Source organism: Zoogloea sp., from assembly GCF_041911615.1.
Lineage (GTDB): Bacteria > Pseudomonadota > Gammaproteobacteria > Burkholderiales > Rhodocyclaceae > Zoogloea.
Genome location: NZ_JAYROR010000002.1, coordinates 20,293 through 38,517, shown reverse-complemented (window position 1 = coordinate 38,517; position 18,225 = coordinate 20,293). Strand labels below are relative to the sequence as shown.

At 63.2% G+C, this 18,225-nt stretch carries 16 protein-coding genes; 13 read left to right on the top strand and 3 right to left on the bottom strand.

Features of this window, described 5'->3' with window-relative positions; genetic code table 11:
- Window positions 1–51 precede the first annotated feature (51 nt).
- Window positions 52–1,866, bottom strand: a complete 1,815-nt coding sequence (gene typA / locus ACE3P2_RS00550; protein WP_374259659.1) for a translational GTPase TypA — start codon at window positions 1,864–1,866, stop codon at window positions 52–54.
- Window positions 1,867–2,005: 139 nt separating this feature from the next.
- Between typA and ACE3P2_RS00545 the strand changes: the two genes are divergently transcribed.
- Both ACE3P2_RS00545 and def read left to right on the top strand, forming a co-directional pair.
- Window positions 2,006–2,743: an S-methyl-5'-thioinosine phosphorylase gene (locus ACE3P2_RS00545; RefSeq protein WP_374259656.1), complete on the top strand. Its 738-nt coding sequence runs from the start codon at window positions 2,006–2,008 to the stop codon at window positions 2,741–2,743.
- Between the two features lie 6 nt (window positions 2,744–2,749).
- On the top strand, window positions 2,750–3,283 hold the full coding sequence (gene def, locus ACE3P2_RS00540; RefSeq protein ID WP_374259654.1) for a peptide deformylase: 534 nt from the start codon (window positions 2,750–2,752) through the stop codon (window positions 3,281–3,283).
- A gap of 14 nt (window positions 3,284–3,297) precedes the next feature.
- Here def and ACE3P2_RS00535 read toward each other — a convergent pair whose 3' ends face one another.
- Entirely contained in the window at window positions 3,298–5,895 is a 2,598-nt protein-coding gene (locus ACE3P2_RS00535; RefSeq protein ID WP_374259652.1) for a [protein-PII] uridylyltransferase, read from the bottom strand.
- Between the two features lie 13 nt (window positions 5,896–5,908).
- Entirely contained in the window at window positions 5,909–6,736 is an 828-nt protein-coding gene (gene map, locus ACE3P2_RS00530) for a type I methionyl aminopeptidase (RefSeq protein ID WP_374259650.1), read from the bottom strand.
- Between the two features lie 316 nt (window positions 6,737–7,052).
- Between map and rpsB the strand changes: the two genes are divergently transcribed.
- From rpsB to lpxD, 11 genes are all read left to right on the top strand, one after another.
- Entirely contained in the window at window positions 7,053–7,805 is a 753-nt protein-coding gene (gene rpsB, locus ACE3P2_RS00525) for a 30S ribosomal protein S2 (RefSeq protein WP_374259647.1), read from the top strand.
- A gap of 75 nt (window positions 7,806–7,880) precedes the next feature.
- A complete protein-coding gene (tsf, locus tag ACE3P2_RS00520) occupies window positions 7,881–8,777 on the top strand; it encodes a translation elongation factor Ts (RefSeq protein WP_374259644.1) in 897 nt (298 codons plus the stop codon).
- A gap of 16 nt (window positions 8,778–8,793) precedes the next feature.
- Entirely contained in the window at window positions 8,794–9,510 is a 717-nt protein-coding gene (gene pyrH, locus ACE3P2_RS00515) for a UMP kinase (protein WP_374259641.1), read from the top strand.
- A 10-nt stretch (window positions 9,511–9,520) separates the two neighbouring features.
- Complete coding sequence (gene frr / locus ACE3P2_RS00510; RefSeq protein ID WP_374259638.1) at window positions 9,521–10,078, top strand: ribosome recycling factor; 558 nt, start codon at window positions 9,521–9,523, stop codon at window positions 10,076–10,078.
- Between the two features lie 49 nt (window positions 10,079–10,127).
- Complete coding sequence (uppS, locus tag ACE3P2_RS00505) at window positions 10,128–10,916, top strand: polyprenyl diphosphate synthase (protein ID WP_374259636.1); 789 nt, start codon at window positions 10,128–10,130, stop codon at window positions 10,914–10,916.
- On the top strand, window positions 10,909–11,736 hold the full coding sequence (locus ACE3P2_RS00500) for a phosphatidate cytidylyltransferase (protein ID WP_374259800.1): 828 nt from the start codon (window positions 10,909–10,911) through the stop codon (window positions 11,734–11,736). The genes uppS and ACE3P2_RS00500 overlap by 8 nt, the downstream gene beginning before the upstream one ends.
- A gap of 3 nt (window positions 11,737–11,739) precedes the next feature.
- Complete coding sequence (gene ispC, locus ACE3P2_RS00495; protein WP_374259634.1) at window positions 11,740–12,933, top strand: 1-deoxy-D-xylulose-5-phosphate reductoisomerase; 1,194 nt, start codon at window positions 11,740–11,742, stop codon at window positions 12,931–12,933.
- 42 nt (window positions 12,934–12,975) lie between these two features.
- Window positions 12,976–14,340: an RIP metalloprotease RseP gene (gene rseP / locus ACE3P2_RS00490; protein ID WP_374259631.1), complete on the top strand. Its 1,365-nt coding sequence runs from the start codon at window positions 12,976–12,978 to the stop codon at window positions 14,338–14,340.
- 6 nt (window positions 14,341–14,346) lie between these two features.
- A complete protein-coding gene (bamA, locus tag ACE3P2_RS00485) occupies window positions 14,347–16,635 on the top strand; it encodes an outer membrane protein assembly factor BamA (protein ID WP_374259628.1) in 2,289 nt (762 codons plus the stop codon).
- A gap of 34 nt (window positions 16,636–16,669) precedes the next feature.
- On the top strand, window positions 16,670–17,173 hold the full coding sequence (locus tag ACE3P2_RS00480; protein ID WP_374259625.1) for an OmpH family outer membrane protein: 504 nt from the start codon (window positions 16,670–16,672) through the stop codon (window positions 17,171–17,173).
- 12 nt (window positions 17,174–17,185) lie between these two features.
- On the top strand, window positions 17,186–18,223 hold the full coding sequence (lpxD, locus tag ACE3P2_RS00475; RefSeq protein ID WP_374259623.1) for a UDP-3-O-(3-hydroxymyristoyl)glucosamine N-acyltransferase: 1,038 nt from the start codon (window positions 17,186–17,188) through the stop codon (window positions 18,221–18,223).
- The last annotated feature ends 2 nt before the right edge of the window (window positions 18,224–18,225 follow it).

Here is an 18,225-nt window from a genome sequence, read left to right as displayed (position 1 = left end):
CTTTTTTCATGCTGCTAACCGCCGGCGCTCCCCGGCGGGTTCTGCATCTACTTACGCCTCGTCGCGCGCCGCGCGCTTGCGGTCGTGCTCCTTCAGGAAGCGCTTGCGCAGACGAATGTTCTTCGGGGTGATCTCGACGATTTCGTCGTCCGCGATGAATTCGATGGCGGATTCGAGGGTCAGCTGGATCGGGTTGATCAGGCGCACGGCTTCGTCGGTGCCCGAGGCGCGCACGTTGGTCAGCTGCTTGCCCTTGATCGGGTTCACCACCAGATCGTTGTCGCGGGTGTGGATGCCGATGATCATGCCTTCGTACAGCGCATCGCCCGGGCTCACGAACATGCGGCCGCGATCCTGCAGGTTCCACAGGGCGTAGGCCACGGCTTCGCCGTCGTTCTGGGAGATCAGCACGCCGTTGCGACGCTCGCTCATGGCGCCGGCCATCGGGCTGTAGTCGTCGAACACGTGGCTGGCGAGGCCGGTACCGCGGGTCATGGTCAGGAACTCGCCCTGGAAGCCGATCAGGCCGCGGGCCGGGATGCGGTATTCGAGACGCACGCGGCCCTTGCCGTCCGGCGCCATGTCCTGCAGCTCGCCGCGGCGGCGGCCGAGTTCTTCCATCACACCGCCCTGATGCTCTTCTTCCACGTCGACGGTGAGCATTTCATAGGGTTCGCACTTGACGCCATCGATATCCTTGAACACCACGCGCGGGCGACCGACGGCCAGCTCGTAGCCTTCACGGCGCATGTTCTCGAGGAGGATGGTGAGGTGCAGCTCGCCGCGACCCGAGACTTCGAAGGTGTCGGAGTCGCTGGTGAAGTTGACGCGTAGGGCGACGTTCTTCAGGAGCTCCTTCTCGAGGCGCTCGCGGATCTGGCGACTGGTGACGAACTTGCCTTCACGGCCGGCCAGCGGGGAGCTGTTGACCATGAAGTTCATGGTGAGGGTCGGCTCGTCCACGGCGATGGGGGTCATGCCGTCGAGGCATTCCGGATCGCACAGGGTCACGCCGATGTTGACCTGCTGAATGCCGGCCACCAGCACGATGTCGCCGGCTTCGGCGGATTCGGCGGGGGAGCGCTCCAGGCCCTTGAAGGTCAGGATCTGGCTGACCTTGCCCTTGCCGCGGTTTTCGTCGCCGTACATGACCACGACTTCCTGATTGGGCTTGATGCGGCCGCGCTTGATGCGACCGATGCCGATCTGACCCATGTAGGTGGAGTAGTCGAGCGAGCAGACCTGCATCTGCAGCGGGCCTTCAGCGTCCACCTCGGGGGCCGGCACGTGCTTGAGGATGGCTTCGAACAGGGGGCGCATGTCCTTGCGCTCGTCTTCGAGGTTTTCCATCGCGAAGCCATTGAGGCCGGATGCGTAGATGATCGGGAAGTCGAGCTGCTCGTCGGTGGCGCCGAGCTTGTCGAACAGATCGAAGGTGTGGTTGATGACCCAGTCGGGACGGGCGCCCGGACGGTCGATCTTGTTGATGACGACGATGGGCTTGAGGCCGAGGGCCAGGGCCTTGCGGGTCACGAAGCGGGTCTGGGGCATCGGGCCTTCGACCGAGTCCACCAGCAGCAGCACGCTGTCCACCATCGAGAGCACGCGCTCGACCTCACCGCCGAAGTCGGCGTGGCCCGGGGTGTCGACGATGTTGATGTGGGTGTCGCCGTACTGGATCGCGCAGTTCTTCGAGAGGATCGTGATGCCCCGTTCCTTTTCGATGTCGTTGCTGTCCATCACCCGTTCGGTGACCTGCTGGTTTTCACGGAAGGTGCCGGACTGGCGCAGGAGTTGGTCGACGAGGGTGGTCTTGCCGTGGTCGACGTGGGCGATGATTGCAATGTTGCGGATGGCGCGGGACATTTGGGATCGGATACCGAAGTACTTGTAAACGCAAAATTTTAGCATGATTTTGCGCGTTGCAGCATCGGCGGCGGGGGCTGGCGTGACGGGGCCGCGTGCTAAGATTCGCGCCCGATTCGGTTTTCGAGGAGTAGCCGGCATGCTGGCGATTATTGGCGGTAGCGGCCTGACCCAACTGGCCAACCTGAGCGTGATTCGCCGCGAGGTGGTGCGCACGCCCTACGGCGAGCCGTCCGGCGCGCTGACTTTCGGGCAGCTGTGCGCCCAGCCGGTGGTGTTCCTGGCGCGTCACGGCTACGGCCACACGATTCCGCCCCATCGCGTCAATTACCAGGCCAACTTGTGGGCCCTGCGCGAGGCGGGCGTCGATGCGATCATCTCGGTGGCCTCGGTAGGCGGCATCCGCGCCGATCTGTGCCCGGGTTCGCTGGTGCTGCCCGACCAGATCATCGACTACACCTGGGGCCGCAAGAGCACGTTCCACGAGAGTTCCGATGAGCCGGTGGTTCATATCGATTTCACCCAGCCCTACGACGAGACGGTGCGCGCGCGCATCCTGGCGGCAGCGCAACGGGCGGGACAGCCCATTGTCGATGGCGGCGTGTATGCGGCGACGCAGGGGCCCCGTCTCGAAACGGCGGCCGAGATCAACCGCCTGGAGCGCGACGGGGCCGACGTGGTCGGCATGACCGGCATGCCCGAGGCGGCGCTGGCCCGCGAACTCGGCATTCCTTACGCGGCGATCAACGTGGTGGCCAATTTCGCGGCCGGGCGGGGCGACAGCACCGCGCAGATCTGCTTCGACACCATCGATACGGTGCTGCGCGAGGCGATGGGGCGTGTGCGCAACGTGCTCGACCACCTCTGCGAAAGCTGAACGGTCATGATTCGCGACGTACTGCGCATGGGGGATGCGCGTCTGCTGCGGCGGGCGCGGCCGGTGGAGGCTTTCGGAACGTCGGAGCTGGCGGCGTTGATTGCCGACATGCGCGACACGATGGCGCACTTGTCTGGGGCAGGGCTGGCGGCGCCGCAGATCGGCGTCGACCTGCGCGTCGTGATCTTCGGGGGCGGGGCGAGTCCGCGTTATCCCGATGCGTCGGCGGTGCCCGATACGGTGCTGATCAATCCGCAGCTTACTCCGCTGTCGGATGACGAGGAGGGGGGCTGGGAGGGCTGCCTGTCGGTTCCCGGGCTGCGCGGTTGGGTGCCTCGCTGGGCATCGCTGCGCTACACCGGCTTCGACGCGTCGGGGGCGCCGATCGACCGTCTGGCGACCGGCTTTCACGCGCGGGTGGTGCAGCACGAGTGCGATCACCTCGACGGCATCCTCTACCCGATGCGGGTGCGGGATTTTTCCCGCTTCGGCTATACCGAGGTGCTGTTTCCGGACGGAGCAGTGGCCGGCGACGACTGAGCCGGCCGGCGGATTCAGATCGTCAGTTTCTCGAGCAGGTCGGCCTCGATGCGCAGGATGCCCGCGTCCTGGGTGAGGTCGGGCCCGCTGATCAAGAAGGTGTCCTCGATGCGCTCGCCGAGGGTTGCGATCTTTGCGGTGTGCAGGTCGATGCCGTGCTGGGCGAGGGTTTCGGCGACGTCGAAGAGCAGGCCGGGGCGGTCGGCGGCGGTGACCGACATGATGAAGTGCTGCCCGCGTTCGTCCGGGTGGATGGTGACTTCCGGCGTGATCGGGAAGTGCTTGACCTCGCGGGAGACGCGTCCGCTGGCGGGTTGATCCACGGGGGCGTCGGGGTGGCGCAGGCGCTCGGTGAGATCATGCTCGAGCAGGGCGATCACGTCGCGATAGTGGATTTCCTGGCCCGGATCGAGCAGCAGGAAGCTGTCGAGGGCGTAGCCGTGGCGAGTGGTGTGGATCTTGGCGTCGGCGATCGAGAATCCGAGCCGCGCGAAGAAGCCGCACAGGCGCACGAAGATGTCCTTCTGATCGCGGGCATAGACCATCACCTGCAGCCCTTCGCCGCCGTGGCTGGGGCGGGCCTTGACGACGGGTTCGTCGGACTCGATGCGGTAGTAGAGCATGCGCGCGTGCCAGGCGATTTCTTCGGCGTCGTGGCGCATGAAATAAACGGTGTCGAGCTGGGCCCAGAGTTTGTCCTCGGTGCCGGGGCGCAGGCCGTAATAGCGCAGCAGGTTGCGCGCATCTTCCTGGCGGACCGGCGTGCCCAGCGCCTGCTGGGGCGTGGCGCCGCGCAGCAGGCGTTGGGTCGCGAAGAACAGGTCCTCGAGCAGCTTGCCTTTCCAGCCGTTCCAGACCTTCGGGCTGGTGCCGCGGATGTCGGCGTGGGTGAGGATGTAGAGGGCGGTGAGCCGGCGTTCGTTCTTCACCAGATCGCCGAAGCGGCGGATCACGTCGAGATCGGACATGTCCTGCTTCTGGGCGACGTTGGACATCGACAGGTGGTGCTGGACGAGCCATTCGACCAGCGCCGTGTCGGTTTCGTCGAGGCCGTGCGCGGTGCAGAAATCCCGCGCGTCCTTCATGCCGAGCTTGGAATGGTCGCCACCGCGGCCCTTGGCGATGTCGTGGAACAGCGCGGCGATGTAGATCAGCCAGGGTTTCTCGAAGCTGGTGGCGAGGCGGGTGAGCAGCGGATATTCGTGGGCGTGCTCGGCGACCATGAAGCGTCGCACGTTGCGCAGCACCTGCATGATGTGCTGGTCGACGGTATAGACGTGGAACAGGTCGTGTTGCATCTGCCCGACGATGCGCCGCCAGGCGGGCAGGTAGAAGCTGAGGATGCCGTACTGGTTCATGCGCCGCATCTCGTGCACGACGCCGCGCTTTTGCTGGAGCAGCCGCAGGAACAGTGCCCGGTTGGCCGGGTCGTGACGGAATTCGGCGTTGATCAGCTTGCGGCCGCGCCACAGGGCACGCAGGGTGCGGGCGGTCATGCCCTTGAGTTCGGAGCGTTGCTGGAGGATGAGGAAGCACTCGAGCAGGGCGCTGGGATGGCGGTCGAAGACGCCTTCGTCGCGCACGTCGAGCAGTTCGCGCACGCACTGGAAGCGTTCGTTGATGTTGATCGCCACCGGGTAGCGGTTGGGGAAGAACTCGGCGCCGAAGTTCTGCAGCAGGATGGTGTTGAGCTGGGTGACCTTTTTCGCCGTGCGGTAGTACTCCTGCATGAAGACTTCCGAGGCGCGGCGGTGCTCGTTGGCCTCGAAGCCGAACTTGCGGGCGAGCTTTTCCTGGTGATCGAAGAGCAGTCGGTCTTCGCGCCGGTTGGCGATGTGGTGCAGACGGATGCGCACGTGCTGCAGGAAGCGTTCCAGTTCGCGCAGTTCGGTTGCTTCCTCGCTGGTCACCAGCCCGTGCTGGGCGAGATCGCGCCAGTGGGTACCGAAACCCGCGGCACGGCTGATCCAGCCGATGAGTTGCAGGTCGCGCAGGCCGCCGGGGCTTTCCTTGCAGTTGGGCTCGAGGGAGTAGGGCGTTTCGTTGTGGCGGGTGTAGCGCTGCTCCTGCTCGAGCCGCTTGGCCTTGAAGAACTGCCCGATGCTGAGCTGCTCGTGCAGCCGGGCGGTGAATTCGCCGAACAGCCGGGCGTTGCCGCCGATCAGCCGGGCTTCGAGCAGATTGGTCATCACCGTGACGTCGAGGCCCGCTTCCTCGATGCATTCGTCGACGGTGCGCACGCTGTGGCCGATGTCGAGGCCGATATCCCAGATCAGTCCGATCATCTGGGTGAGGCGCTCGGAAAGGTCGGCGTCGGGCGTCTCGTCGAGCAGGAACAGCAGATCCACATCCGAACAGGGAAACAGCTCTTCGCGCCCGTAGCCACCCACCGCCACCAGCGCCGCCGAGGCGGGGAGCTGGAAATCCGCCCAGATGTCGAGCAGCACGCCGTCCACCAGGTGGGACCGCCCCTTGAGGATCGGGTCGGTCAGCGGCCGGGCTTCGTAGGCGGCACGGAGCGCCTCGCTACCGGCTTTGAGGCGGGACTTGTAGCGACCGATGCGTTCGCGGGTGAGTTCGGGGGACAGGACGGCGGGCGCGGTGTCGGACATCTTGGGTCGAGAGTCAGGGCTGAATGTGGGCCGCGAACGGGGCGACGATCTCCGGGCGGGCGGGACTGCCGGCCGACAGGGTGAGCACCTCGACGCCGGTTTCGGTGACGAGCACCATGTGTTCCCATTGGGCCGACAGGCTGCGGTCGCGGGTGACGATGGTCCAGCCATCGGGCAGTTCGGAGATGGCCGCCTTGCCGGCGTTGATCATCGGCTCGATGGTAAAGATCATGCCGGGTTTGAGCTCGATGCCGGTGCCGGCCTTGCCGTAGTGCAGCACCTGCGGATCCTCGTGGAAGTTGGCTCCGATCCCGTGACCGCAGAATTCGCGCACCACCGAGAAGCCGTTGCCCTCGGCGTGCTTCTGGATCGCCGCGCCGATGTCGCCCAGATGGGCGCCGGGCTTGACCTGGGCGATGCCCAGCCACATGCACTCGTAAGTGATCTGGCACAGGCGCTTGGCGCGGATCGAGGTTTCGCCGACGATGAACATCCGGCTGGTGTCGCCGTGATAGCCGTCTTTGATGACGGTGATATCCAGATTGACGATGTCGCCCTTCTTGAGAATCACCTTGTCGCTGGGAACGCCGTGGCAGACCTGATGATTGACCGACGTGCAGATCGACTTCGGATAGGGCGTGTAGCCCGGTGGGGCGTAATTGAGCGGGGCGGGAATGCAGCCCTGCACATCGACCATATATTCATGGCAGAGCCGGTCGATTTCTGCCGTGCTGGTGCCGGCCTTCACGAAGGGCGTGATGTAATCGAGGACTTCGGAGCCGAGGCGGCCCGCGATACGCATTTTTTCGATTTCTTCCGGCGTTTTTATGGTGACGCTCATGAGGCTTGATCTGCTGGGGGATTTTGAATCGGGTAGGCTAGCTCAAGCGGCCGTTTCGGGCAATCCGCGCGGCTGGGGGCAGGTGGGTGCTCGAATGCCGGTCTTGAGGGAAATGCTGGGAAGCTGCTACAATCTATGGCTTGTCTGGCAATGGTGCCAGGCAAAATACACACGTCCGGCCCATTGGGGTCCGGCAGGCGTCACCGGTGATTCGTCGGTTACGAGTCGATTGGTGATGTTTGCGGCGTAGCGTGGCCTCGCAGTGGCGGGGCCGGCAGGTCGGGCGGCGGTCAAACCTCAGTACTGGAGTTCAGCAATGTCTGTCACCATGCGTCAAATGCTCGAAGCGGGCGTCCACTTCGGCCATCAAACCCGTTTCTGGAACCCGAAGATGGCGCCGTTCATCTTTGGTCAGCGCAACAAGATTCACATCGTCAACCTCGAAAAGACCCTCGTCAAGTACAACGAGGCCATGGACTTCGTGCGCAAGCTGGCTGCCAATCGCGGCACCATCCTGTTTGTCGGCACCAAGCGCCAGGCCCGCGAAATCGTGGCTGAAGAGGCCCGTCGCGCCGGTATGCCTTATGTTGATGAGCGCTGGCTGGGTGGCATGCTCACCAACTTCAAGACCGTCAAGGTTTCCATCAAGCGCCTGAAGGACATGGAAGCCATGGTCGAAGACGGCTCCGTCGAGCGCCTGTCCAAGAAGGAAGCGCTGATGGCTTCCCGTGAGCTCGAGAAGCTCCAGAAGAGCCTGGGCGGCATCAAGGATCTGGGTGGTCTGCCGGATGCACTGTTCGTCATCGACGTCGGCTACCACAAGATCGCCATCACCGAAGCCAACAAGCTGGGTATCCCGGTCGTGGCCGTGGTCGATACCAATCACTCGCCCGAAGGCGTGGATTTCGTGATTCCGGGTAACGACGATTCGTCCCGCGCGATCCGCCTTTACGCCCGTGGCGTTGCCGATGCGGTGCTGGAAGGCAAGAATCACGTGATTCAGGAAATCGTTGCTGCCGGCTCCGACGAATTCGTCGAAGTTGAAGACGGCGCCGAAGAGCAGGCCTGATTCGAAAGCGGGCGCCTAGGGCGCCCGCTTTGCAAATAACACCGAATTCATTCAAAACTTTATCTAGGAGCAAGCATGGCGGAAATTACCGCGAGCATGGTCAAGGAGCTGCGCGAAAAGACCGATGCGCCCATGATGGAATGCAAGAAGGCCCTGTCCGAAGCCGCTGGCGACATGGCCAAGGCCGAAGAGATCCTGCGTGTCAAGCTGGGTAACAAGGCCTCCAAGGCTGCAGCCCGCGTCACCGCCGAAGGCATCGTCGGCATCTATATCTCCGCCGACGCCAAGCTCGGCGCGATGGTTGAAGTGAACTGCGAAACCGACTTCGTGGCCAAGAACGACGACTTCCTGGCGCTGGTCAAGAACGTCGCCGAGCTGGTCGCAACCAAGAACCCGGCCGACGTGGAAGCGCTGTCCGCTCTTGAGCTCAACGGTCAGACCGTTGAGGAAGTCCGCAAGGCGCTGGTCGGCAAGATTGGCGAAAACATGTCGATCCGTCGCTTCGTTCGCACCGAGGCCAAGGGTGCCGTGGCCAGCTACGTCCACGGCGGCGCCAAGATCGGCGTGCTGGTCGACCTGGTTGGCGGCGACGAAGCCCTGGCCAAGGATATCGCGATGCACATCGCCGCTTCCAAGCCGAAGGCCCTCGACGCTTCCGGCGTTCCGGCCGAACTGCTGGACGTCGAGCGTCGCATCGCCATCGAGAAGGCTCGCGAAGCCGGCAAGCCGGAAGCCATGCTCGAGAAGATTGCCGAAGGCACTGTCCAGAAGTACCTGAAGGACGTGACCCTGCTCGATCAGGTCTTCGTGAAGGCCGAAGACGGCAAGCAGACCATCGCCCAGCTGCTGAAGGCGAAGGGTGCGTCCGTGGCCGGTTTCACCCTGTACATCGTCGGTGAGGGCATCGAGAAGAAGGTGACCGACTTCGCCGCCGAAGTGGCCGCGCAGGCTGCTGCGGCTGCCCAGAAGTAAGAAGGGTGGTCAGACGATGAGCCAGCCCGCCTACAAACGCATTCTCCTCAAGCTCTCGGGCGAAGCCCTGATGGGCGACGACGCCTACGGCATCAACCAGGAGGTTGTCTCCGGTATCGTTCGCGATGTGGTCGAAGTGACCCGTCTGGGGGTCGAGATCGGGATCGTGATTGGTGGCGGTAACATCTTTCGTGGAATGGCGGGGGCTGCGTCCGGCATGGATCGCGCCACGGCCGACTACATGGGGATGCTGGCCACCGTCATGAACGCGATGGCGCTCGCGGACGCGTTCCGCGCCGCGGGCGTCAATGCGCGGGTCCAGTCGGCCCTGCGCATCGATCAGGTTGTCGAGCCCTACATCCGTGGCAAGGCGATCCGCTACCTCGAGGAAGGGCGTGTCGTCATCTTCGGTGCCGGTACCGGCAATCCGTTCTTCACTACCGACACCGCAGCGGCCCTGCGCGGCTCCGAGATCGGCGCCGACATCGTGCTGAAGGCGACCAAGGTCGATGGCATCTACACCGCCGATCCGAAGAAGGACCCGTCCGCGACCCGCTTCCAGCGGATTTCGTTCGACGAGGCCATTGCCCGCAATCTCGCGGTGATGGACGCGACAGCGTTTGCCCTGTGTCGCGACCAGCGTCTCCCGATCAACGTGTTCAGTCTGTTCAAGAGTGGCGCGCTCAAACGCGTCGTGATGGGCGAGGACGAAGGTACGCTGGTTTATTGCTGAGGTTGAATCGATGATCCCGGAACTCAAGAAGACTACCGAATCCAAGATGCAGAAGACCATCGAGGCGCTCAAGCTCGATCTCGCCAAGGTGAGAACCGGCCGCGCTCACACCGGTCTTCTGGATCATGTCATGGTCGATTACTACGGCAGTCCCGTGCCGGTCAATCAGGTGGCCAACGTCACCCTGATCGACGCCCGGACGATCGGCGTTCAGCCGTGGGAAAAGCCGATGATCGCAAAGGTCGAAAAGGCCATCCGCGACTCCGACCTCGGTCTGAATCCCGCATCGCAGGGTGATGTGATTCGCGTTCCGATGCCGCCGCTCACCGAAGAGCGTCGCCGTGACCTGATCAAGGTCATCAAGCACGAAGGCGAAGGTGCCAAGGTCGCCGTTCGCAATCTGCGTCGCGATGCCAACGGTTCGCTGAAGGACGCCGTCAAGGCCAAGACCATCTCCGAAGACGACGAGCGTCGTGCCCAGGACGACATCCAGAAGCTGACCGACAAGGCCGTCGTCGAAATCGACAAGCTTCTCGCACAGAAAGAACAGGAACTGATGCAGATTTGATCTTCGGATCGAATCTGACTTCTGCTCCTCGTCCCAGGCGGAGATAACCATGGTGCGCTTGCCGTTCACCAGCTCGACCCGGAGCGTGCCCGAAGCTGCGCAGGTTCCGCGGCACATCGCGATCATCATGGACGGCAACGGCCGTTGGGCGCGCAAGCGTCTGATGCCGCGCGTTGCCGGACACGCCAAGGGCGTGGATTCCTTGCGCGAGGTCATCCGCACCTGCCTCGATCGGGGCGTGGAATTTCTGACCGTTTTCGCATTCAGTTCCGAGAACTGGCGTCGGCCGCAGGACGAAGTGTCTTTCCTGATGCAGTTGTTCGTGAAGTCGCTGAAGGCGGAGATCGAGCGTATCCACCGCAACAACATCCGTCTGCGCGTCGTTGGGGATCTCGGTCGTTTCGATCAAGGCCTCGTCGATCTGATTCGCGATGGCGAAGCGCTCACGGCGGGCAATACCAAGATGAACCTGACGATCTGCGCCAACTACGGTGGGCGTTGGGACATCATGCAGGCCGTCGAGAAGATGATGGCCGCCGCGCCCGGTCGCACCGACGGTTTCTCCGAGGACGATCTGGCGTCGCATCTGGCCCTCAGCTTCAGTCCCGAGCCGGATCTTTTCATTCGCACCGGCGGCGAGAAGCGCATCAGCAATTTCATGCTCTGGCAACTTGCATACTCGGAGCTGTATTTTACCGACAAGCTGTGGCCCGAGTTTGGCGAGGCCGAACTCGATCAGGCCATTGCGTCTTATCAGGGCCGCGAGCGGCGTTTCGGCCGTACCAGCGAGCAGGTGACCGGCGGCGCCGCTGGTGCTGCCGACTCCGGCCATGCTTAAAACGCGGGTCATCACCGCGCTCTTCCTTCTCGCGGGCCTCCTCGGCGCGGTTTTTTTCCTGCCAGCGCTTGGCTGGCTGGCCTTCGTTTCCATCGTGTGCGCGCTGGCCGCCGCGGAGTGGGGCGGCATGGTCGGCTTTTCGGCCGGCCCTCGCCGGGCGTATGCAGCGTTGCTGGGGCTGCTGTGTCTGGCGTGCGGCATGGTTGCCGGGCTTCATCGCGACGATACCGTTGCGCCGTTCGGACTGGTTCCGCTATATGGCGCCAGTGCCTTGTTCTGGATCGCCTGTGTGCCTTTCTGGCTGCGCAAGCGCTGGGTAATGCCCGGAAATCGCACTGCTGCCCTAGTCGGGCTGGTCCTGCTGGTGCCGCCGAGTCTGGCGATGGCCCATTTGCGCCTGCCGAGTCCCTGGCTTCTGCTGGGCGTCATGGCGGCGGTCTGGATGGCCGATATCGCCGCGTATTTCACCGGGCGCGCCTTCGGCAAGCGCAAGCTGGCACCGAACATCAGTCCGGGCAAGAGCTGGGAAGGGGCCTACGGCGCGTTGGTCGGTGTGGTGATCTACGGATTGATCTGCATCGGTTCTGTTGGGCATGGATTGCTCGACGGTCCGCGCGGGCCGATCGCTGTGCTGGCGCTGGCGGTGTTCACTGCGGTCAGTATCATCGGCGATCTCTTCGAGTCGATGCTCAAGCGGCAGGCAGGCATCAAGGATAGCGGCACCCTGCTGCCCGGACACGGCGGAATTCTCGACCGCATCGATAGTCTGACCTCCACCCTGCCGCTGGCCGGTCTGGTAGCCCTCTGGTTGGCCCGATAAGTCATGTCTCAGTTCAAGCAATTCATCACCGTTCTCGGTGCGACCGGTTCGATTGGTGTCAGCACGCTCGATGTGGTTGCCCGTCATCCACAGCGTTACGGCGTTTTTGCGCTGACCGCGCATCGTCAGGTGGACAAGCTCTTCGCGCAGTGCCTGCAGCACCGGCCGGCCTATGCCGTCGTCGATCGGCCCGACGATGCCCTGCGCCTGCAGGGGCAACTGGATGCGGCCGGATGCTGTACGGAGGTGCTGTCCGGTGCGGCGTCTCTTGTTGCGGTGGCGTCCGCGCCGGAGGTCGACATGGTGATGGCTGCCATCGTGGGTGCTGCCGGCCTGGTACCGACCCTGGCGGCTGCGCGTAGCGGCAAGCGCATCCTGCTGGCCAACAAGGAAGCGCTGGTCATGTCGGGCGCACTGTTCATGCAGGAGGTCGCTGCCAATGGCGCCACCCTGCTGCCGATCGACAGTGAACATAACGCGATCTTCCAGGCACTGCCGAGCGGTTTTACCCAAGGCGTGGATGGTGTCGAAGTGACGCGCATCCTGCTGACTGCGTCGGGTGGTCCGTTCCGGCGCAAGCCGCTTGCCGAGCTGGCTGCGGTGACGCCGGAAATGGCCTGTGCTCACCCCAACTGGGTGATGGGCCGGAAGATTTCGGTCGATTCGGCAACCATGATGAACAAAGGCCTGGAGGTCATCGAGGCGCACTGGTTGTTCGGTGCGCCGGCGGAGCGGATCGAAGTGGTGATACATCCCGAGAGCGTCATCCACTCGATGGTGGCCTATGTCGATGGTTCCGTGCTGGCGCAACTTGGCAATCCCGACATGCGCACGCCGATCGCGCATGCCATGGCCTACCCCGAGCGGGTTGATGCCGGCGTGAAGCCCCTCGACCTGTTTGCGGTGGGACAGCTCAATTTCGAACGGCCCGATCTCGAGCGCTTCCCGTGTCTGGCCCTTGCTTATCGGGCACTGGAGGCTGGTGGTATCGCCCCGGCAGTGCTGAATGCCGCGAACGAGGTGGCGGTGGAGAGTTTCCTGGCGGGTGGTCTGGGCTTCGATCGCATTGCTGCGGTGATTGCCGCCACCCTGGACAGCGTGCCGCAGCAGGCTGCGGATTCGCTTGAGGCGGTGCTGGCGGCGGACGCTCAAGCGCGCGAACTGGCGGCCGGTTTCGTCCGTCAATCCTGTCGGTAACGTCGATGCGCAAGGCGTTTTCGCGCACTCAGCGGGGGTGAGATGAGTCTGCTGGATTACGTCCTGCCCTTTCTGCTCGCGCTGGGCATCCTCATCGTCGTTCACGAGTTTGGTCACTATCTGGTCGCGCGCCTGTGCGGCGTGAAGGTGCTCCGTTTCTCGCTGGGGTTCGGCAAGCCGTTATGGGTGCGTCGTTTCGGCACCGATCAGACCGAATGGGCGCTGTCGGCGTTTCCGCTGGGCGGTTACGTGAAGATGCTCGACGAGCGCGAGGCGCCGGTGGCGGCGAACGAGCAGCATCGCGCCTTCAATCGCCAGACCGTGTGGCGGCGCATCGCGATCGTCGTGGCTGGTCCGCTGGCCAATTTCGTACTTGCGATCGGCTTGTACTGGGGGCTGTATTCGACGGGCGTCGAGGAATTGCGGCCGCGTCTCGCCGAGCCGGTGGCGGAGAGTCAGGGGGCGCACGCCGGTTTCCAGGCTGGGGAACTCGTGCGCTCCATCGACGGGCGGCCTGTCGAAACCTGGCAGGATTTCAGGTGGCGCCTGCTTAACGACGCACTTGAACATCGGACCGTGACCGTCGAGACCATCAACGCGCGCGACGAGATCGTCTTCCGGACGCTGGATCTGGCGGCGGTTGACGTGGATCAGGCGCAGAACGACGTGGCGGCGCAGGTGGGGCTGCAGTTGTTCCGTCCCAAGCTGCCGGCGGTGCTCGGTCAGCTGGCGCCCGACGGTGCCGCGCAGGCCGCGGGGCTCGCGAGCGGCGACCGTATCGTGCGCATAGGCGCACGGCAGATCGACTCCTGGAGCGATCTGGTCGCCACGGTGCGGGATGCTGCCGGCCAGCGCCTCGAAGTGGAAGCGTTGCGTGGCGATCGGGTGATCGTCGTCCACCTCGTGCCCAAGGCCGTCGAAGAAAGGGGCCAGCAGATCGGTCGCATCGGCGTGGCGATGGCGAACGCCGACGCCCAGCGCGACCTGATGTTCGTCACGGTGCGCTATGGCGTGCTTGATGCGCTGGCCAAGGGCGCTGCGCAGACCTGGGACACCGCCGCGATGAGTCTGAGCGTGCTGGGACGGATGATCGTCGGCGAGGTGTCGGTCAAGAATCTCAGCGGGCCGGTGACGATCGCTGATTTTGCGGGGCAATCCGCCCGGATGGGATGGGCGCATTACGTCAAGTTCCTGGCGCTCATCAGCATCAGCCTGGGCGTCCTCAATCTGCTGCCGGTGCCAGTGCTCGACGGTGGGCACTTGCTGTATTATGTGATCGAGATCATCAAGGGCGGCCCGGTTTCCGAGCGGATCATGGAAATCGGTCAGCAGATTGGAATGGCTCTGCTGGCGGCGCTAATGGCTTTTGCCTTCTACAACGACATCAACCGCCTTGTTGCTAGCTGAAATCGGATGAAATCCAAGTTCCTCCCCGGGGTGATCGCTGCGCTTTTCGCTGCCTCGCCCGCCTTGGCCTTTGAGCCATTCGTCGTCAAAGATATTCGCGTTGAAGGGATCCAGCGGACCGAAGCCGGGACCGTGTTCAGCTACCTTCCAGTGAAGGTCGGTGAATCGTTCTCTGAAGAAAAGGCTTCCCAAGCGATCAAGTCGCTGTTTGCCACCGGTTTCTTCAAGGACGTGCGGATCGAGGTCGAGAACGACGTGATCATCGTTCTCGTCGACGAGCGGCCCGCCATCTCCCAGATCGATTTCGTCGGCATCAAGGAGTTCGAGAAGGAGCCGCTCAAGAAGGGTCTCAAGGACGTGGGGCTGGCTGAGTCGCGCATCCTCGACCGTGCCGTTCTCGAGCGCGCCGAGCAGGAGCTCAAACGCCAGTATCTTTCGAAGGGCCTCTACGGGGTCCAGATCACCACCACGGTTACGCCGCTCGAGCGGAACCGGGTTGGCGTCAATTTCAACGTCGTCGAAGGCGAGGCGGCAAAGATTCGCCAGATCAGCATCATCGGCAACAAGGTGTTCAAGGAAAAGGACCTGGTTGACCTGTTCTCCCTGACCACGCCGGGCTGGTTCACCTGGCTGTCCAAGACCGATCAGTATTCCAAGCAGAAGCTCTCGGCCGATATCGAAGCCTTGCGTTCGTTCTACTTGAATCGAGGTTACCTCGATTTCAGCATCGATTCGACCCAGGTGTCGATCACGCCCGACAAGAAAGATATCTACATCACCCTCAGCGTGACCGAGGGCGAGAAGTACACGATTTCCGACGTGAAGCTGGCTGGCAACATGGTGGTGCCCGAGTCCGAGCTGCAGAAGCTTGTCGCGCTGAAGGCTGGCGACACATTCGTGCGGGACAGTGTGACGGCGACGACCAAAGCGATCACCGAGCGGCTCGGCAACGAGGGTTACGCCTTCGCCAACGTAAACGCTGCGCCCGAAGTGGACAAGGTGAAGCGCCAGGTGGCTTTTACCTTCTTCGTTGATCCGGGACGGCGCGTGTATGTGCGCAAGATCAATTTTGCCGGCAACGCACGGACGCGTGACGAGGTCATTCGGCGCGAGATTCGCCAGATGGAAGGTGCGTGGTACGACGGCGCGGCGATCAACCGCTCCAAGAAGCGTCTCGACCGCCTCGGGTATTTCGAGGACGTTGCCATCGAGACGCCGGCAGTGCCGGGCTCGACCGATCAGGTGGATGCCAATTTCACCGTCAAGGAGCGTGCGACCGGCAATCTGATGCTCGGTGCGGGCTTCTCGAGCGCGGAAAAGGTGATCCTGTCGGGCTCGATCGCCCAGCAGAATCTCTTCGGTACCGGTAATGCCATGACCCTTCAGGTCAATACGGGCCGGATCAACAAGACGGTGGCGCTGTCGTTCACCAACCCATACTGGACCATTGACGGCATCAGCATGGGCTGGGACATTTATCAGCGCAACGTCGATCCGACCTCGCTATCGGTGGCGACCTACAAATCGTCGTCGATCGGCGCTGGCCTGCGTTTCGGCTACCCGATCGCGGAAGACGACCGTATCAACTTTGGTCTCGCCGTCGATCAGACCACGATCAAGGTCTACGACACCAGTCCTGCGCCATATGTGAACTTCGTGAACACCTTTGGCGACACCGCCCGCAGTCTGGTCGCGACCGCCGGCTGGGCGCGGGACAAGCGGGATAGTTTCCTGTACCCGACGTCGGGCATCTATCAGCGTGCCTCGGTCGAGGTGGCCACGCCGGTGCTCGACATGCGCTATGTGCGCGGCAGCTACCAGCATCAATACTGGATTCCGTTCGGTGGCGGCTATGCGCTGATGCTCAACGGCGATATCGGCTACGCCCATGGCTACGACGGCAAGGAGCTGCCGTTCTACAAGAACTTTTACGCCGGCGGTATCGGTTCGGTGCGCGGCTACCAGCAAAGTACGCTGGGTCCGCGTTATACCGACAGCAACGGCTACGTCCGGGCGCTCGGCGGTAACCGTCGGGCGGTGGCGAACGTGGAGTATTATTTCCCGATGCCTGGCGGCAAGGACAAATCCATGCGCCTGTCGGTCTTTGCCGACGCCGGTTATGTGTGGGGCGTGGATGACAAGGTGAGTGCAGCCGATTTGCGTTACAGTACCGGATTGGCGTTCAGCTGGAGTTCTCCGGTTGGCCCGCTCAAGTTCAGTCTCGGTCAGGCCCTCAAGAAGCAAGAGGGCGACAAGACGCAAAAATTCCAGTTCCAGTTGGGCACGGTTTTCTGATTGCAGCCGTATCGGGTGCAGATGGAGGTTTGAGGTGAAAGGTATCGGTCTATCCACGCTGGCGGCGATTCTGCTTGCCACGTTCGCGCAGACGGCGGCTGCCGAGGTCAAGGTCGGGTTCGTCAATTCCGATCGGGTCATGAAGGAGGCGCCGCCCGCCAAGAAGGCCCAGCAGAAGCTCGAGAAGGAATTCGAGAAGCGCGATCAGGATCTGCAGCGTATCGCCAAGCAGCTGCAGGGCATGCAGGAAGCGCTTGAGAAGAACGGCATGACGATGGCCGAGGGCGACCGGCGCAACAAGGAGCGCGAGTTCAACGAGCTGAATCGCGATTTCCAGCGCAAGCAGCGGGAGTTCCGCGAGGACTTGAACCAGCGTCGCAACGAGGAGCTGGCGAGCGTGCTTGATCGTGCCAACAAGACTATCAAGCAGATCGCCGAGGCCGAGAAGTACGACATCATCTTCCAGGAAGCCGTTTACGCGAGTCCCCGCATCGACATCACCGACAAGGTGATCAAGGCGCTGACCGAAGCCAAGTAAGCGTTCGCGTCGATGGACTTCACCCTAGGCGAGCTGGTCGCCCGGTTGGGCGGTGAACTGGTCGGCGATCCGGCCATCCGGGTCAGGCAGATTGCGTCGCTCGAGGCGGCGGGGGAAGGCGATGTCGCCTTCCTGTCCAATCCCAGATTGAGCGCTGCATTGCAGACGAGCGCTGCGTCGGCCTTCATTCTGTCGCCCAAGGCGGCAGCGCTCACGGAGCGAGCGCGCATTCTGACGCCGGATCCGTATCTCTATTTCGCGCGGGTGGCGCAGTTGTTCAACCCGCCAAAGGCGCACGCACCGGGTATCCACCCGTCCGCCGTGGTGGCTTCGTCCGTGCCAGCGTCGGTGTCGATTGGTGCCAACGCGGTGGTTGGTGAGGGGTGCGACATCGGTGAGGGCTGCGTCATTGGCCCGGGTTGCCTGCTGGGTGATCGGATTGCCTTGGGCGCCGGGTCGCTGCTGCATGCCGGAGTGAAGATTTACGACGACTGCATCGTCGGTGCGCGGGCCATCCTGCATTCGGGGGCTGTCATCGGCGCCGACGGGCTGGGCTTTGCCCGCGATGGGGACAAGCACTGGGTCAAGATTCCGCAGATCGGCCGGGTCATTCTCGGTGACGACGTGGAGATTGGTGCCAACACCACGGTCGATCGCGGCGCGTTGGACGATACCGTGATCGGCAGTGGCGTGAAGCTCGACAACCTGATCCACGTTGCCCACAACTGTCGCGTCGGCGACGATACGATCATGGCTGCGATGGCTGGCCTGGCCGGCAGCACCACGGTCGGCAAAAGGGTCATGGTGGGCGGCAAGGCGGGCTTTTCCGGGCATCTCGAAGTGGCGGACGACGTCACCGTCTCGGCCGACACCAACGTCACCAAGACCATCGACAAGGCGGGCGTCTACACATCGATGGTGCCGCTGCAGTCCCATGCGGACTGGGTCAAGAATTTTTCCCATCTGCGTCGCCTCGACGCGATGGCGGAGCGGCTGCGCGAGCTCGAGAAGAAGCTCGCGAGCACCGAATCACGGGAAAAGGAATCATGAGC

What these genes read in the sequence shown, in the direction of transcription:
- uppS (WP_374259636.1), top strand. Translation starts at nt 10,128, where the DNA reads ATGGTGCGCTTGCCGTTCACCAGCTCGACCCGGAGCGTGCCCGAAGCT.
- frr (WP_374259638.1), top strand. Translation starts at nt 9,521, where the DNA reads ATGATCCCGGAACTCAAGAAGACTACCGAATCCAAGATGCAGAAGACC.
- ACE3P2_RS00500 (WP_374259800.1), top strand. Translation starts at nt 10,909, where the DNA reads ATGCTTAAAACGCGGGTCATCACCGCGCTCTTCCTTCTCGCGGGCCTC.
- rseP (WP_374259631.1), top strand. Translation starts at nt 12,976, where the DNA reads ATGAGTCTGCTGGATTACGTCCTGCCCTTTCTGCTCGCGCTGGGCATC.
- typA (WP_374259659.1), bottom strand. Translation starts at nt 1,866, where the DNA reads ATGTCCCGCGCCATCCGCAACATTGCAATCATCGCCCACGTCGACCAC.
- tsf (WP_374259644.1), top strand. Translation starts at nt 7,881, where the DNA reads ATGGCGGAAATTACCGCGAGCATGGTCAAGGAGCTGCGCGAAAAGACC.
- ACE3P2_RS00545 (WP_374259656.1), top strand. Translation starts at nt 2,006, where the DNA reads ATGCTGGCGATTATTGGCGGTAGCGGCCTGACCCAACTGGCCAACCTG.
- def (WP_374259654.1), top strand. Translation starts at nt 2,750, where the DNA reads ATGATTCGCGACGTACTGCGCATGGGGGATGCGCGTCTGCTGCGGCGG.
- pyrH (WP_374259641.1), top strand. Translation starts at nt 8,794, where the DNA reads ATGAGCCAGCCCGCCTACAAACGCATTCTCCTCAAGCTCTCGGGCGAA.
- lpxD (WP_374259623.1), top strand. Translation starts at nt 17,186, where the DNA reads ATGGACTTCACCCTAGGCGAGCTGGTCGCCCGGTTGGGCGGTGAACTG.
- map (WP_374259650.1), bottom strand. Translation starts at nt 6,736, where the DNA reads ATGAGCGTCACCATAAAAACGCCGGAAGAAATCGAAAAAATGCGTATC.
- bamA (WP_374259628.1), top strand. Translation starts at nt 14,347, where the DNA reads ATGAAATCCAAGTTCCTCCCCGGGGTGATCGCTGCGCTTTTCGCTGCC.
- ispC (WP_374259634.1), top strand. Translation starts at nt 11,740, where the DNA reads ATGTCTCAGTTCAAGCAATTCATCACCGTTCTCGGTGCGACCGGTTCG.
- ACE3P2_RS00535 (WP_374259652.1), bottom strand. Translation starts at nt 5,895, where the DNA reads ATGTCCGACACCGCGCCCGCCGTCCTGTCCCCCGAACTCACCCGCGAA.
- rpsB (WP_374259647.1), top strand. Translation starts at nt 7,053, where the DNA reads ATGTCTGTCACCATGCGTCAAATGCTCGAAGCGGGCGTCCACTTCGGC.